Genomic DNA, 14,996 nt, shown 5'->3' with positions numbered 1-14,996 from the left:
CTCCAATTTCAGGAAGGCAGCGCACCTTGTTAGGTTCAGGTCAATCGTCTTGAAAGAGAATCCGGTGCTCTTGGGCCAGGTCCTTGGCCGGAATTTTGACTGCCTTGCGATCGTAGGTCAAAAGCCCGTTGATTTCTCCTTCGACATCGGTGGTTTGGGTATAGACACCGGCGGCGATCCCTTTCTTTCGCAAGTCGTTCAGGCGCTGGAGCGAATCGCGATAGCGCGCGGTGTATTCGTCTTTGGACTTGGCGAGGCTATAGCCCCAGTTACGGCGGTTGGCGTCCCACACGTGCCCGGGGACCAGTAGCCCATGACCGCCAAACTCCCCCATCACGCGGATGTAGTCGGCAAAGCGATCTTCGTCGAGAGCTTCGGTGGGATGGGGATAGTTATGGGTGTCGACCACATCGCCGACCGGCCAGAAGTTGCCGCCGCTGGCGATGTTCACCAGGCGCGACGGATCGCGCTTTGCGACCCACTTGCCCACCTCGACGGTGCGATGCTGCCCCCAGGCCTCGTTGAAGGGGACCCACACGACAATTGAGGGATGGTTTTCCAACTGGCTGATCATGCGTTCGAGTTCGAGCATGAACTGCTCGTGTTCGGCGGCGGGCCAATCGGCGTCTTGCGGGTCGGGCTTGAGGCGGGTCCAGGGGGGATTCTTGCCGCCGCTCACCTGGTCTTGCCACACCAGCATGCCGAGACGATCGCAGTGATAGTAATAGCGCCGCGGTTCCACCTTGATGTGCTTGCGAATCATGTTGAAGCCAGCGGACTTCAAGAACTCGATGTCAAAGCGCATCGCCTCGTCGGAGGGTGGAGTGAGCAAGCCATCGGGCCACCAACCTTGATCGAGGGGCCCCCAATGAAAGATCGGTTTGCCGTTGAGCGTGAAGCGCCAATTGCCGTCGGCGTCGCGCGTTTTGCCCACCGAACGAATGCCGGCGTACGAGCGCACGTGATCGAGCGACTGGCCGTCGGCGCCGGAGAGCGAAATCTCCAGGTCGTAGAGATGCGGCGCGGCGGGGGACCAGAGCTTGGCGTCGGGGATGACCAGCGTCAGTTCGCCGTCGGCGGTGGCCTCCGCGACGACGCGATCCCCCTCCTTGGCGACGGCGCGGATCTTGGTTCCTGACGCGTCGCCGGCCACACGCGGCTTGACGGTGATGGTTCCCTTCTCGATATCGGCGCCCAGCTTGAGGTCGGCCAGATGCGTCGGCGCCACCTGTTCCAGCCAGACGGTTTGCCAGATGCCAGATACTTGCGTGTACCAGATGCCCTCGGGCTTGCGCACCTGCTTGCCGCGCAGTTGCCATTCTTCAGTCTGGTCGGTGACGCGCACGACCAGTTCGTTTTCGCCATCGCGCAAGGCGTCTGTGATGTCGAAGGAGAAGGCGGTGTTGCCCCCTTGATGCGCGCCGACGGGGCGATCGTTGACGTAGACATCGCAGCGGTAATCAACGGCTTCGAAATTGAGCAGCGTGCGCCGCTGGCCAGCACCAGCGACCGAGAAGGGGCGGCGATACCACAACGCCTCGTCCGCGGCGAGCAAGCGCTGCACGCCCCCTAGCCGTGACTCGAGGGCGAACGGGACCAGTATCTTGCCATCCCACTTTTTAGGTTTGTCGGTCTGCGTGGCGGGAGTGATGGCGTAATCCCACTGGCCGTTCAGGCATTGCCATTGTTCGCGCGCCATCTGGGGCCGGGGGTATTCGGTCCAGGCGTTCTCTGGGGTGACCGCAGCGCCCCACTCGGTGATCAGATCGGATTTGAACGGCTCGGCGGCCGGTGTGCTAGCCACGACGGCGCACGCGGTGACCATCGCTGCGACAACAATTTTCATGACGCTGTTTCCCTGGTGTTTTTCAAGCGCCGCGCTGAGCTAGAGTCTGCGGAATCGCATTTCAGCCGATTCATTTCTCGCGCAGGTTGGTCGGAGCTAATCATTTCTCAACACGCAAATCATAAGCATATTGCAGCAGCGATCGGTGATGTAGGCAAATCGTGGAGCGCCGCGCGTAAAATTTTGGGCGCGTAGCGCACGGTCGCGGCGCATTGGTATTGAACAAAGACCGCTGCCGCGCGCGAAGCTTGTTGGCAAGCAGAGGTAGCGCAGCGGCGACTAGCGCAAGAAGGACCAGCCGCCTTTGCGCTTAGCGTCGCGCGAGGGGCGAATCTGCCGGATGCGCCCTTGCGGACGCAACCGCTCCAGCGAGATGGCGTTGGGCGTCTCGGCGGCGCCGAGGTTGCCCGCCTCGTCGCGGGCCTGCACTTGCAAATAGATGCGTGCGGGCATGCGGCGATCGACCCGCCAGACATACTCGCCGGTGTTGTCCAGTCCCTCGGCGACGACGGTCCACGGCCCACTCGCGCGGTCGCTATAAGAGATGACAATGGGATTGGCGGCCAGCAGCAGGTCTTCGGCCTCCCAGCGAATCACCAGGTTGCTGATATCGTCGCCGGGGCGCTCGTCGACCGATAGCAGGCGGACCGCCGGCTTGGTTTGATCGACCGCTACCCACACGTCGGCGGTGTCGCCACTGCGCGGCGGCAGGCCGCCGAGTCCGTTGGCGGTTTCGACCACCAGTCGAAAGCCGAACGTCCCCTCTTGATCGACCGCCACGGTAAAGGGACTGCGATTGTCGTTGTCAAAGCCGAAGCTCGACCACGTTTGGCCGCCATCGCGCGTGCCCCACAGTTCGATCTTGCTGATGGCGACGGCGCCGATCGCCTCCACTTCGTAATCGATTTCGAACTTGCGCGAGTTGACCAGCCGCGGCCGCTGTCCAGCGGGGAGCCGATCGAAGTTGTAGCGCGGGTCGCGGGCCAAGGGAGCAGGATCGACCGGCGGCGTCGGTTCTTGCGCGGGCGCGATGACCAGTTCGCTGGTGTCAGGCTCGTCGGCCACATCGGGCGCGGTCATGGCGGGTTCGTCGGGCGCCACGTATTCCTCCGGCGCGATGCTCTCTTCCGCCGCGGGCGCGACCTGCTCGGCGCCGGGCGCCACCATCTCGGCCTCGGTGGGAGGCAACTCGTGGGGGGCGCGCGACAAGAAGGGGTCGCTCTCGGGCGCGACCTCTTCGGAGCTGGAAGTGGTTTCGATCGGCGTGCGGGCGGGGGGCGCGTACGAATCGGCGACGCGCCCCACGGGCGCGCCGGCCGGCACTTCTTCGGCCACCGGAGGCGGGCCAATATCTTCTGGCGCTGGCTCGGCGCCTAGCGGGCGCTGGGCGGTGCTGGCGGTGGTCCAGCGCTTGCCGCCGGGACTGGCCTGGTCGTCGATCGACTGCCATTGGCCTGGCGCCGCGTCGAGCGGTTCTTCTTTGCGCGTCGCCGCCTGGCGAATCGCGGCGCCGTCGCCGACTTCGGTTTGCGCTAGCGCGGGGTTGCCCGCCTCGTCGTCGACCTGCGCCCGGATCACCACATCGCGGACGGCGGCGCCGGGCCAGAAGGTGAGTTCGCCGGAGTCGATCTTTTCGGCGCCAGGGGCGACCGGTGGGACGGTGACGGCGTTCCACTCCGTGCTGCCGTCGACCTGGAACTCGACCTTCAGGCTTTGTGGTTTCAAGAAGCGATCGAGCGCTCGCCACTGAACGTGGATCTCGCCCGACTGAGCCTGCGTGGCGCTGATCTCCAGTCGCGGCGCGAGGGTATCGACCACCACGCGCAGCTCGGCTTGAGGCGGCGCGGAGGGTTGCAGTTGGCCGGCGCTGTCGAGCGTGCGGACAAAAAATTGATAGTCGCCGTCGTGATCGGCGCGAAAGTTGAATTTGCTGGCGCCCGGCTCCACTTGCTCGTAGAGCCGCCAGGTGCGTCCGCCATCGTCGGAGAGATGAAGCTGCACGCCGGCCGGGCGCTGGCCGCCGGCGCTGGCGTCGATTTTGAACGGAATGGCGAACACGGTTTGCCGGGTAAAGAGGGGCGCCACCGCCGACGCGGCGCGGGGCGCGGGGTTCACCGGCGCGCTGTAGTTGGCCGGTGGCGGGCCGGCGGTCGGCGGCGCGGCGGGCTGCGCGCTGGCGCCATCGGCGCTGGCCAGGGCCAGTCCGAGAGCGAGGGAGCGCAACGGCCAGTTCATGCTCATTTCGCCACGCGGTGCGACGGTCGCGGTCCAGAAAATTGCCGCCCGCGCGCCGTCGCGCGGGAAGAGACCGCCATCGTGGCTTATCGGCCGCGCAGGCGCACGCGCTGTAGCCAGCGCCGGCGAGAGGGTCAAACGGCGCAGCGCGGCGAAAGTTTGCCGGCCGCTGATTTGCCAGCAGTGCTGGCGCTATGGCTCAGCGTCGGTGGATGATGGGTCGCGATCATCATACGCCGCGCCCGGTTCTCGGTCGTTGCCCATTTCTGCGCGCGGAGCGCCGGCGGCGCCTTCGTCGTTGATGATCAGCAGTTGGTCGAGGACCGCCGTGTCGATGTCGTTGGACAGAAATTGCACTGAGCCATCGGCATACAGCGCGTTGCTGCCGCCGGGGTGCGTGCTGCCGTTGGTGGGGTCGCTGGCATATTCGATCTGTTCGCTGGTGTCGCGCGGTTCGGTCCAGACGATCTTGGAGTCGGCCGCCTCCATGACGGCGATCGTGTTCGACATCCCATCGGTGATATCGCGCAACTGGATCGGCTCAGGCGCTTGAAACATGCGGTTGGGGCCGGCATTGGCCACGTAGCTGGTGTATTGCCCCATGGCATCAGGATCGCTGGGGCAGGCGAAGTATGGCGGCATGCGATGCGCTAGCGCCAGGTTGTGCGGACTGTCCCAAGGCTCGTCGAGCTTGTACTCGTCGTACAACTCCTGCTCTTCGAGGAACGGCAGAATCAGCACGCGCCAACTGACCAGCGGCCGGCCATTGGCGTCAGGAATATACGCTGGCGGAAATGAACCAAATGAGTCGTGGTAGCTGTGCAGCGCGATGCCAATTTGCTTGAGATTGTTGGTGCACGTCGTCCGTCGCGCCGCCTCGCGCGCGGCATGCACCGCCGGCAACAGCAGCGCGATCGGGATACCACTACAGCACAAGAGCAGCAGCATGCTGCCCACGATCACCAGCACCCACTTGAGCGGCGAGCTCTTGCGCGCCGGCGGGGCATAGCCGGGGGGCAGCGCCGCTTGCCCTGGCAGGCCGGGGATGGTGATCGTCTGCCCGCACTTGGCGCACGGGCCCGACATGCCGGCGAACTCGTCGGAGACTTGGGTTTGGTTGCCGCAGTGCGGGCAGGCGTAAGAGATTGGCATCGGCCCCTCGCTAAAGTTTGAAGTGACGGGAGGCTACTGGGTGACGAGGCCGGGTCATTATGGTGGCGCGGCGCCGGTCTGACCAGCAAATCGAATAGTTCGGCAAATTCGGGCCGCGGACTGCTACTGCACCGATCGGCTGGGGACGAGATTCAGGCTTTCAGCCGCTTCCCCTCTGCGCTATGAGCGCGGGCGAAACTCAGCACATGCGCCAGTTTGCGATCGATGAGCTGGGAACGCACTTCGCCGATGGTCGGAAAGTGGTCGGCGGTCAGATAGCGCACATCCAACGACATGTTGTAGAGCGTGTGCCAAGATGCGTTGAGGCTGGGAAACTGTCGTTTGACCGCCTGGTTTCGCTCGTGATGATCGCGGCTGTGCGCGCCGCGTTCGGCAAGCATCATTTCGATCGCTTCCACACCAATATAGAAGGCGACCGTGGCAAGCCAATCCGGAAACTCGTCGGGCACAATGGCGAGAAACTGGCGATGTCGTTCGCACTTTTCTCGATGCTCAGCCGCGCTGGGCATGATAAATCTCGAGCGAGCTTGCCGGGTCGAAGAACGCCCGCAATTGTTGGTCGTTGCTGGCCGGGATTTGCAGCACTTCGACCGGCCAATTGGCGCCGAACAACTGCGAGTCCAACTCGGCAACCGCATCGCTCAACGTGAGATCAAAGCGATTGGATCGAGTCACGACGTAAATCGTGTAATGATCGGCCGGCGCCGTCATGTAGCAGGCCAGCACGCGCTCGGCATGGTTGTGACACCACCGGTGAACGATCGGAAAGAAGTCGGAGCGAAGCTGGGTTCGCAACCGATCGAGGGCAACCTGCTGCTGAGCGGAGTCGACCTTGGTCGGCAACGCCATGACAAAGCGATTTTCGTCCTCGGGAGTGATGCCAACCTGACCATCGTCCCAAAGGAGCTGAATCGGTCTATCGGCGGATGATGGAGTTGAACTGGCCACTTTGTCGTTCCTTCGAAGTGTCGAACTACTAGAAGCCTATACTCCGGCAATCGGGTGTCAAATTAGCACGCAGATCATTCGATCGGCCGGGATTTGCCGCACTGGATGGGCGAGGGTTGAATCATGGCGATCAACCGTGACCCGCCGTGAACAAATCAAAAAAGTGAAGGTAGTAAGCCATGGCCACAATCAGAGCACCGGCCAACAGCGCGAGGCCAATTGTCGTTAGAAGCCGCGGCAGAATAGATGGCTCTTCGGCGCGTGAGATGGTGATGCTTTTCCCACATTTGGCGCATGGGCCGGTCTTGCCAATGAACTCGTCGGAGACGTCGGTTTGGCTGCCGCAATACGGGCAGGTGAAGGCGATGGGAATCGGCGCCCCTGGTGGTTAACGAATATTGATTTCGGATTGAATCGTTCACCGTCACTTGCCACGGCAGGCGCGCACGGCCTCGGCCAAACGGCGTGCGTTGTTCTCGATGGTCTTCAGGTCGCCGGCCGCGATGAGTTGGGCGCTGGCCAACAGGCCGCCGACGCCGACCGCCGCGGCGCCCGCCTCGAAGTAGGTATGCACGTTCTCCACGCTGACGCCGCCGGTGGGCATCATGCGCACCTGCGGCAGCGGGCCTTTGAGCGCCTTGAGATAGGCGGGGCCCACGACTTCGCTGGGAAAGATCTTCACGATGTCGGCGCCCGCCTCCCAAGCGGTGAGCACTTCGGTCGGGGTGAAGGCGCCGGGCATCACCGGCTTGGAGTAGCGGCGACACAGTTCGATCACCGCCGGCCGCACCACCGGCGTGACGAGAAACTCGGCGCCCGACAAGATGGCGATGCGAGCGGTCTCGGTGTCGAGCACGGTGCCGGCGCCCAAGAGAGCGCGCGCGCCGAGCCGCGCGGCGACGGTTTCCAGCACGCGATGCGCTTGCGGCACGGTGAAGGTGACTTCGATTACGTCGATGCCGCCGGCCACTAGCGCCTCGGCCACGTCGGCCAGTCGCGCGCCGCTATCGGCCCTGAGGATGGCGACCACGCCCAGGTCTAGCACGCGCTGCAGTAGCACTTCTCGCGACATGACGGCTCCTGATGTTTTGAGAGTCTTTTACCATGACGCGCGGCGACCGCCAAAACGCCGGCCACCGTCGGGGCGGCGCGCCACTTGCCAGCACGGCGGGCGCGGGGCAGAATTCGGCAATTGGCCGCAATGCCCTCTCACGCGAGGAGATACCCGATGAACGCGCGCGACGCCTTGAAACTTTCGATCGACATGGGACAGACAGTGGCGATGGGCTACGTCGACGACCTGACCGACGCCGACTTGTTGCGCCGCCCGACGCCTGGCTGCAACCACATCAACTGGCAGCTAGGGCATTGCATCAGCAGCGAGCAGCAGATGATTGAAGCGGTCGCGCCCGGCGCGATGCCGCCGTTGCCGGCGGGCTTTGCGGAGAAGTACACCAAGGAAACCGCCACGATCGACGACCCGGCGAAGTTCTCCAACAAGGCCGAGCTATTGGCGACGGCCAAGGCGGTGCGGGCAGCCACGCTCGCCGCGCTGGCCAAGACGCAAGACGCCGATTTCGACAAGCCGACCGGCATGGCCTACGCGCCGAGCGTGGGCGCCGTGTTCGAGTTGCAAGGCAGCCACTGGCTGATGCACGCCGGGCAGTGGGCGGTGGTGCGGCGGCAGTTGGGCAAGCCGCCGCTGTTTTGATCAAAGTGGCTCTGTACGCGCTATCCACCAACGCAAACGGACCCTTGCGGGTCCGCCTGCGAGCGATTGCGTGATTTGAGGCGCGGCCGATCAGCCGCCGAACTCGGGGCGGCGGCGGCCGAGTTGGTTTTGCAGTCGCTGCACGATTGAGCTGTGCATTTGGCTCACGCGACTTTCCGACAGGTCGAGCGTGGCGCCAATTTCCTTCATCGTCAGCTCTTCGTAGTAGTAGAGGATGATGATGAGCCGCTCGTTGCGGTTGAGCCCCTTGGTCACCAGCCGCATCAGATCGGTCTTCTGGATGCGGCGCGTGGGGTCTTCCCCCTTCTTGTCCTCCAGAATGTCGATCTCGCGAACGTCCTTGTAGCTGTCGGTCTCGTACCACTTTTTGTTCAAGCTGATCAGGTTCACCGCGCTGGCGTCCATGATCATCTTTTCCAGTTCGGGCACGCTCAACTGCATGTGTTCGGCCAGTTCGACCTCGCTGGGCTGGCGGCCCAGCTTGGCTTCCAGCGTTTTGATGCCTTCGTTGAGCTTGCTCGACTTCGAACGCACCAGTCGCGGCACCCAGTCCATGCTGCGCAACTCGTCGAGCATGGCTCCGCGAATGCGCGGCACGCAGTAGGTTTCGAACTTCACGCCGCGCGACATGTCGAAGGCGTCGATCGCGTCCATCAGGCCAAACACGCCGGCCGACACCAGGTCGTCCAGCTCCACCCCTTCGGGCAGGCGCGACCAGATGCGTTCGCCGTTGTACTTGACCAGCGGCAGATACTGCTCGATGAGTCGATTACGCAGCGGCTCGTTTTCTGGGTCGGCCTTGAAGGCCTTCCAGACTTCTTGAATGTCTTCTTCGACGTGCGTACGAATTCGACCGACAGCGAGCAGCGTCGTCATGCAATCCTCCGTGACTGACTAGCGCGAAGCGTGCGTTTGAGCGGTTCGTCCAGGCGGGCGAGTCGTTTGCCGCGAGCGAAGCGACTAAGTCGCCGCGCCGCGCGGAAGCGATTCGCTCGCCGCCAAGGCTGCCTTCTCGGCCAACATTTCCGTCCGGACCGAATCTTCCACGATCCGGCCGGCTAGAAAGCCGATGATGGAACCCAAGAGGGCGAACACCACCAACGACAGCCAGGCGTGAAGGAGCATCGTGCTCGCGTTCCCGCTGGAGGACGCTTCCCGAGCCAACATCGTGGCCATTGCCAGAGGACCGAGAACGCCCGCATAGGCTCGGCCCACGATGCCCGACTCCCGTCGCCAGTAAACTCAATCTTGCCGTTACAGTTTGACTATCGGTGAAGTGCCGATAGTGCTCGACTGTTATCGGCCTAGCAACACCTCGTCGTTTAGTGATTCTGTGCGCGATTTTCCGTGTACGTAAATTGGGCAATTGTCCGCGCGCTCCCGCGCTGGTTTTTCGTTGGATGGGTCGGTGGCGGCGCGGGCCCAGTGGGCCTGTAGCGCGTCGCGTGTGTGGGTCAGCGCGCGGGGGGCCGGCGCGTCGCGTTCGGTCTGCGCCAGTAATTGTCGATGCCGTCCGGCCAGCTTGAGCGCCGGATCGAAGGGAATCCTGCCCGCCAGGGCGACATCGGCGCCGAGGAAGCGGCGCGCCGATGCTTGCAATCGCTCGGCCACGTCGCGGGCCAGGCGGTCGGTGGCGGCCTGGTTGACCAGCAGGCGCACCGGCGTGGCGCAGCCGCTGGCCGCCTGTTGTTTGATGGCGCCATAGGCGTTGACCACCGCCGGGTTGTCAGGCGTGGTCACGAGCAGCGTCAGGTCGGCCGCGCGCCATAGTTCGCGCGCCAGCGCCGAGCGCGCGTGGCCTACATCGGCGAGCACGACATGAAAGTTGGCCAGCGCCAACAGCGGTTCGATCAACTGCTGCGCGGCCGCCACGGTTTGCGATACGAGTAGTTCGCTGCCCCACAGGCCGCAGACGACCGGCAAGCTGCCGGGGCCTGCGGAGATGGCGTCTTCCAATGAGTAGCGTCCCAAGAGCACGTCGCACAGCGTTCGGCTCGGCTGCATGTCGCACAGAGCAGTGGCGCCGGCGGCCGCCAGATCGGCGTCGACCAACAGCGCGCGCTGCTTGCCATCGTTCCACAGCGCCGCCAGATTGACGGCGACGCTGGTGGCGCCGACGCCGGGCTGACTGCTGGCGACCACCACGAGCCGCGCGCAGCGCGCGTCGCGCCGTTGGCCGCAGCGAGAGCGGCGGACCAAATCGCGCAGTTGGCTGGCCTGGTCGATGTGCATCTGAAAATGAGTTCCGTTAGGCGATTGTCGTCGCAGCGGTCAACAACCGCGACACCAGTTCGGCGGGCGTGGCGGATTGGATATCGTCGGGCACGTTTTGGCCGTCGGTGAGGTAGCTCACCGGCAAGCCCGTTTCGAGCAGCACCTCGAGCAGGTTGCCGCAGGCGAGCGCTTCGTCGAGCTTGGTGAACAACAGCGAAGTGGGCAGCGCGCAGGCGAAGCGCTCGATGGTGCGCTTGAGCGTGTTGGCGCTGGCGACGCTGGAGAGCACCAGATGGACCTCGGCGGCGCGGGCTTCGTTCAACAGGGCGCGTAGCTCTTGAATGCGCACTTCGTCGGTGGGGCTGCGGCCGGCCGTGTCGACCAGCACCAACTCCTGATCCGACAAGCGATCGACAGCGGCGCGCATCTCGCGCGGCGTGGAGACGACCTCCATCGGCAGGTCGATGATCTCGGCGTAGGTGCGCAGTTGCTCGACCGCGGCCACGCGATAGGTGTCGACGGTAATCAGGCCCACGCGGCGCCGTTCGCGCAGGCGAAAGTTGGCGGCCAACTTGGCGATGGTGGTGGTCTTGCCGACGCCAGTGGGCCCGATCAGCGCCACGGTGTGACAGCGATCGCCGGGTGGCGCAATGGGCCCGCTGGCGCGAACGTCGGCCTGGAGGAGTTGTTCCAAGCGCGCCTGAACCAAACGTGAGTCGGCCAGTTCGTTTGGCGCCGCTGTTTGTCGCACGCGCTCGATCAGTTGCCGGGCGATGGTTTCGCCCACCTCGGCTTCGATCAGGTTGGTGAAGAGCGTGAAGAGGCCAGGTTGCAGGTCGGTGGATTTTTTGGGTTCGGCGTTCTGATAGAGCCGAGCCACCATGGCTTGCAGTTCGCTGATTTGTGTTTTCAACTCGTGATGCGCCGCCGGCGGCAACTCGGCGGGCGCCGCGGCAGCGGGCGGGACGGGCGCGCCGCGGGGCGGTTCGGGACGCGCATCGTCCCAATCGCGGCGCGGGGCCATGCGGCTCGGCAAGCGGCTCGGCACATTCACATCGCGCGAGGCGATCACTTCGATGCCGCGGCGGCCGGGCAGCCAGCCCAACAGGCCAGCGGGGCGGCACAGCCGGGTGTGCAGCACGGCGGCGTCGGGGCCCAACTCGCTACGGACGAGCGACAGGGCCTCTTGCATCGTCGCGGCTCGAAAGGTTTTCACTTCCATGGCGTGCTACTAAGTGACATTCAAGGAGGAACGGCGTCAGCGACCCGGAATTTCGTCGGCCACCAGCGCCACCGATTCGATCTGCGTATCGCGCGTGATTTCGTTGTAGCTCAGCACAATCAGGTTCGGCAGTTGCCCCACGGTGATCTGCTTGAGCCCCGCGCGAATCTGCGGGCTCACCAGCACGATGGGAGGCCGATGCGCGAGCACCAGCTTTTCCACGTCCTTGGCGATGATCTGGCAGGTCTTGTCGACCGCCGGCGGAGACATGCGCAGAAACAAGCCGCGCTCGGTGTGCTCCACGCCGGCGCGGATCCGGTCTTCGAGCGCCGGGTCGAGCGTCACCACATGCAGCCGACCGCTGTCGTCGCGATACTTGGTGCAGATCACACGGGCAAGCCGATGCCGCACGTACTCGGCGAGCAAGATCGGATCCTTGGTGCGCGAGGCGTAGTCGCCGAGCGTTTCCAAGATCGGCCCCAGATGCCGGATCGGCACGCGCTCGCGCAGCAGCATTTGCAGGATCTGTTGAACCTCGGGCAGCTTGAGCTGCGAAGGGATCAACTCGTCGACCACCGCCGGCGATGTTTCTTTGAGCTGATTCACCAGATGCTTGGTGGCGTCGCGCGTGAGGATTTCGTCGGCGTGCTTGCGCACGACCTCGGTGAGATGCGTGGCCACCACGCTGCCCGGCTCGACTACCGTATAGCCGTTCATCTCGGCCTGGTCGCGCTCGCGCGGGTCGATCCACAAGGCGGGCGTGCCAAAGGCGGGGTCTTTGCCCGGCATGCCGCCGATCTTGTTGCTGACCAACGGCGACTCCATGGCCAGCAGCAAATTGGGATGCACCGTGCCGTCGGCGACCGGCATATCGGCGATCTTGAAGCGGTACTGCAACTGATCGAGCCGCATGTTGTCGCGGATGCGCACCTTGGGGAGGATGATGCCGAGCTCGGCCGCCACGTTCTGGCGCACGCGCTGGATGCGCTCGAGCAGGTCGCCGCCGCGTTTGGGATCGGCCAGGCGAATCAACCCCACGCCAATCTCCAGCTCCATGGGGTCGACGGCCAGGTAGTCTTCGATCTTCTCCTCGGCGGGCTTTTTTTCTTCGGCCTTGGCTTGCGCCGCGGCGACCGCCACCGCCTGGCGTTCCTTTTTGCGCATCGTCACCGCCAATCCCACGCAACTGGCCGCGATGGCCGACAGCGGCAGCTTGGGCAGATCGGTGACGGTGAGCAGCATGAGAAACGCGGCCGTGACCAGCATGGCCTGCGGGCGCGAGAACAACTGCCCCAAAAACTCGCGCGGCAGGTTGGTTTCGCTCGAACTGCGCGTGACCAGCAAGCCCGCGGCCAACGAGACCAACAGCGCCGGCACCTGGCTCACCAGACCGTCGCCAATGGTGAGCATGGTGAAGATCGACGACGCCTCGGCCAGCGACATGCCCGACTCGAAGACGCCGATCGCCAAGCCGCCGACAATATTGATGACGGTGATGACCAACCCGGCGATGGCGTCGCCGCGGACGAACTTGCTGGCGCCGTCCATGGCGCCGAAGAAGTCGGCCTGATGGGTGATTTCGCTGCGGCGGCGCTGGGCTTCTTTCTCGTCGATGACGCCGGCGTTCAGGTCGGCGTCGATGGCCATTTGGCGGCCGGGCATGCCGTCCAAGGCGAACCGCGCGGCGACTTCGCTGATGCGCGTGGCGCCTTTGGTGATCACCACGAACTGAATGACCAGGATAATGACGAAGATGATGAGCCCGACCACGATGTCGTCGCCGGCGACGAACTCGCCAAAGCTCTTGATCACGCCGCCGGCGGCCAACATGCCGTCGCTCTCGGCGCGGGTGAGAATCAAGCGCGTGGTGGCGACGTTGAGCACCAGCCGTCCCAGCGTGACCGCCAACAGCAATGTGGGAAAGATGCTGAACTCGAGCGGCGTCGCCACGTAGATGGTGGTGAGCAGCGTGAGCACCGAGATGCAGATGTTGGCCGACAACAACACATCCATCAGCGCCGGCGGCAGCGGGACCAAGATCACCAGCACGCTCGCGATGATCGCGACCGGCAAGATCAGGTCCTGGCTGCGCATAAAGGGCGCAAGCGGACTCGTAGCTGTCGTGGCGCCGCTAGACATCCGTGTCTTTGGGCTATGGGTTTCGAGCGCAAGGGAAGACGAGAAGCTCGCCTGCCCCAGGAAGCGGGGCGGAAGTTAATCGAAACGATTTTCAAAGTCCAGACGGCCTTGCGCCCGCTTCATTGCGGCGATGCAGGCGCAGAGCAACCGCCGTCTGCACAAGCACTTGCCAGCGCGCCGGCGCCGGCGCACGCGCCTGACGAGCGAGCGAAGCTGGCGAAGTTGTGGTGACTGGCTCGCCGCTATTCAATTCGCCGCCGCCGCCAAGCGATAACAACTAGACCGCGCGGTAGTCAGGCGCTACCGCATACTTCCGCCGCCGCTCATTCGGGCCCACATGATGGTGCATCGCCGCTGGCTCGTTGGCTGTTTGGCCTTGTCGCTGTTGCTGGCGTCTGGTTGCCAGCAAGCGGGCGACAGCATCTCGCTGGCCGCTGTCACGCCGCCGCCAGAACCCGCGCCGCCGGCGATCGTGCGGGGGCGCATCGAGTTTGTCGACAACTACGAGGCGGGCCTGGCCCAGGCGCGCGAGCAGGGCAAGCCGGTGCTGTTGTATTTCACCGCGCACGCCTGCCGCTATTGCAATGAGATGGCGGCCGACGCGTTTTGCCAGGACCCGGTCGTGGCGGTCTCCGAGCGGTTTGTCTGCGTGCTGGTCGACACCGACGAACAGCCGCGATTGTGCGAACAGCACAAAGTGGACGTGCTGCCCACGCTGGTCTTTTTGTCGCACGACGGCGAAGCGCTCGAGCGGGTGACGGGCAAGCAACTGGCCCACCGACTGGTGATGGAGATGCAGGCCGCGTTGCAAAGCGTGGCCCGGCTGAACGACTGGACGCCGACGATGGTGCGGTAGGACGGCGACGAGGTGAATGCCAGGGTGAAGTGAAACGCAAAGTCGTCAAGGCGCCGAGCTCGCAGTTGAGTGACCAGGGAAGACGAAAACCGCCGAGACGCGGAGACGCAGAGGGGGGAGGCGACTGATAAGTCGAGTTCGACCTTCTCCCTCCGGGAGAAGGTGGCCGATAGGCCGGATGAGGGCTTTTCAGATTGAAAGAGGAGCCCCCCTCACCAGCGACCTACGGTCGCTACCTCTCCCCCTACTACGCTTCGCTCCGTGGGGGCGAGGTGGGGAGATGAAAACCGCGGAGACGCCGAGACGCCGAGGGGAGGAAGCGACTGATAAGTCGAGTTCGACCTTCTCCCTCCGGGAGAAGGTGGCCGATAGGCCGGATGAGGGCTTTTCAGATTGAAAGAGGAGCGCCCCCTCACCAGCGACCTACGGTCGCTACCTCTCCCCCTACTACGCTTCGCTCCGTGGGGGCGAGGTGGGAAGAAGAAAACCGCCGAGACGCGGAGTGGAGGAAGCGACTGATAAGTCGAGTTCGACCTTCTCCCTCCGGGAGAAGGTGGCCGATAGGCCGGATGAGGGCTTTTCAGATTGAAAGAGGAGCGCCCCCTCACCAGCGACCTACGGTCGCTACCTC

13 protein-coding genes are annotated in these 14,996 nt (G+C 64.3%); 2 read left to right on the top strand and 11 right to left on the bottom strand.

Translation table 11 applies throughout. The features are described 5' to 3' along the window. Positions 1-40: 40 nt before the first annotated feature. The 6 genes from K1X71_11465 to eda form a co-directional block, all read right to left on the bottom strand. On the bottom strand, positions 41-1,846 hold the full coding sequence (locus tag K1X71_11465) for a glycoside hydrolase family 2 (GenBank protein ID MBX7073755.1): 1,806 nt from the start codon (positions 1,844-1,846) through the stop codon (positions 41-43). A gap of 279 nt (positions 1,847-2,125) precedes the next feature. Next, a complete protein-coding gene (locus K1X71_11460) occupies positions 2,126-4,081 on the bottom strand; it encodes a hypothetical protein (protein MBX7073754.1) in 1,956 nt (651 codons plus the stop codon). Positions 4,082-4,273: 192 nt separating this feature from the next. Further along, complete coding sequence (locus K1X71_11455; GenBank protein ID MBX7073753.1) at positions 4,274-5,233, bottom strand: DUF1559 domain-containing protein; 960 nt, start codon at positions 5,231-5,233, stop codon at positions 4,274-4,276. A gap of 152 nt (positions 5,234-5,385) precedes the next feature. Beyond that, complete coding sequence (locus K1X71_11450; protein ID MBX7073752.1) at positions 5,386-5,763, bottom strand: hypothetical protein; 378 nt, start codon at positions 5,761-5,763, stop codon at positions 5,386-5,388. Then, positions 5,747-6,202, bottom strand: a complete 456-nt coding sequence (locus K1X71_11445; protein MBX7073751.1) for a hypothetical protein — start codon at positions 6,200-6,202, stop codon at positions 5,747-5,749. The genes K1X71_11450 and K1X71_11445 overlap by 17 nt, the downstream gene beginning before the upstream one ends. Before the next feature lie 424 nt (positions 6,203-6,626). Then, a complete protein-coding gene (gene eda / locus K1X71_11440; GenBank protein ID MBX7073750.1) occupies positions 6,627-7,274 on the bottom strand; it encodes a bifunctional 4-hydroxy-2-oxoglutarate aldolase/2-dehydro-3-deoxy-phosphogluconate aldolase in 648 nt (215 codons plus the stop codon). Positions 7,275-7,430: 156 nt separating this feature from the next. Between eda and K1X71_11435 the strand changes: the two genes are divergently transcribed. Next, positions 7,431-7,913 (top strand): DinB family protein, encoded by a 483-nt coding sequence (locus K1X71_11435; GenBank protein ID MBX7073749.1) that lies wholly within the window; start codon positions 7,431-7,433, stop codon positions 7,911-7,913. Positions 7,914-8,003: 90 nt separating this feature from the next. On the opposite strand, the gene K1X71_11430 is transcribed toward K1X71_11435, so the two are convergent. The 5 genes from K1X71_11430 to flhA all read right to left on the bottom strand — a co-directional run bounded on the left by K1X71_11430 (position 8,004) and on the right by flhA (position 13,464). Then, positions 8,004-8,810 (bottom strand): FliA/WhiG family RNA polymerase sigma factor, encoded by an 807-nt coding sequence (locus K1X71_11430; protein ID MBX7073748.1) that lies wholly within the window; start codon positions 8,808-8,810, stop codon positions 8,004-8,006. Positions 8,811-8,894: 84 nt separating this feature from the next. Next, positions 8,895-9,059 carry a hypothetical protein gene (locus tag K1X71_11425; GenBank protein MBX7073747.1) on the bottom strand — a complete coding sequence of 55 codons (165 nt, stop codon included), beginning with the start codon at positions 9,057-9,059 and terminating at the stop codon, positions 8,895-8,897. A 171-nt stretch (positions 9,060-9,230) separates the two neighbouring features. Next, positions 9,231-10,166: a hypothetical protein gene (locus tag K1X71_11420; GenBank protein ID MBX7073746.1), complete on the bottom strand. Its 936-nt coding sequence runs from the start codon at positions 10,164-10,166 to the stop codon at positions 9,231-9,233. A 16-nt stretch (positions 10,167-10,182) separates the two neighbouring features. Then, complete coding sequence (gene flhF, locus K1X71_11415) at positions 10,183-11,364, bottom strand: flagellar biosynthesis protein FlhF (GenBank protein MBX7073745.1); 1,182 nt, start codon at positions 11,362-11,364, stop codon at positions 10,183-10,185. 42 nt (positions 11,365-11,406) lie between these two features. After that, positions 11,407-13,464 carry a flagellar biosynthesis protein FlhA gene (flhA, locus tag K1X71_11410; protein MBX7073744.1) on the bottom strand — a complete coding sequence of 686 codons (2,058 nt, stop codon included), beginning with the start codon at positions 13,462-13,464 and terminating at the stop codon, positions 11,407-11,409. Between the two features lie 382 nt (positions 13,465-13,846). On the opposite strand from flhA, the gene K1X71_11405 reads away from it, so the two are divergent. Then, on the top strand, positions 13,847-14,365 hold the full coding sequence (locus tag K1X71_11405; GenBank protein MBX7073743.1) for a thioredoxin family protein: 519 nt from the start codon (positions 13,847-13,849) through the stop codon (positions 14,363-14,365). Positions 14,366-14,996: the final 631 nt, after the last annotated feature.

It is taken from the genome of Pirellulales bacterium (assembly GCA_019694455.1).
In the GTDB taxonomy this organism is placed as follows: domain Bacteria; phylum Planctomycetota; class Planctomycetia; order Pirellulales; family JAEUIK01; genus JAIBBY01.
This window is presented reverse-complemented; position numbering and strand designations above follow the sequence as displayed.

Bases quoted from the DNA above. Each gene is read 5' to 3' on its own strand.
- K1X71_11465 (MBX7073755.1), bottom strand. From the start codon at position 1,846: ATGAAAATTGTTGTCGCAGCGATGGTCACCGCGTGCGCCGTCGTGGCT.
- K1X71_11460 (MBX7073754.1), bottom strand. From the start codon at position 4,081: ATGAACTGGCCGTTGCGCTCCCTCGCTCTCGGACTGGCCCTGGCCAGC.
- K1X71_11455 (MBX7073753.1), bottom strand. From the start codon at position 5,233: ATGCCAATCTCTTACGCCTGCCCGCACTGCGGCAACCAAACCCAAGTC.
- K1X71_11450 (MBX7073752.1), bottom strand. From the start codon at position 5,763: ATGCCCAGCGCGGCTGAGCATCGAGAAAAGTGCGAACGACATCGCCAG.
- eda (MBX7073750.1), bottom strand. From the start codon at position 7,274: ATGTCGCGAGAAGTGCTACTGCAGCGCGTGCTAGACCTGGGCGTGGTC.
- K1X71_11435 (MBX7073749.1), top strand. From the start codon at position 7,431: ATGAACGCGCGCGACGCCTTGAAACTTTCGATCGACATGGGACAGACA.
- K1X71_11430 (MBX7073748.1), bottom strand. From the start codon at position 8,810: ATGACGACGCTGCTCGCTGTCGGTCGAATTCGTACGCACGTCGAAGAA.
- K1X71_11425 (MBX7073747.1), bottom strand. From the start codon at position 9,059: ATGCTCCTTCACGCCTGGCTGTCGTTGGTGGTGTTCGCCCTCTTGGGT.
- K1X71_11420 (MBX7073746.1), bottom strand. From the start codon at position 10,166: ATGCACATCGACCAGGCCAGCCAACTGCGCGATTTGGTCCGCCGCTCT.
- flhA (MBX7073744.1), bottom strand. From the start codon at position 13,464: ATGCGCAGCCAGGACCTGATCTTGCCGGTCGCGATCATCGCGAGCGTG.
- K1X71_11405 (MBX7073743.1), top strand. From the start codon at position 13,847: ATGATGGTGCATCGCCGCTGGCTCGTTGGCTGTTTGGCCTTGTCGCTG.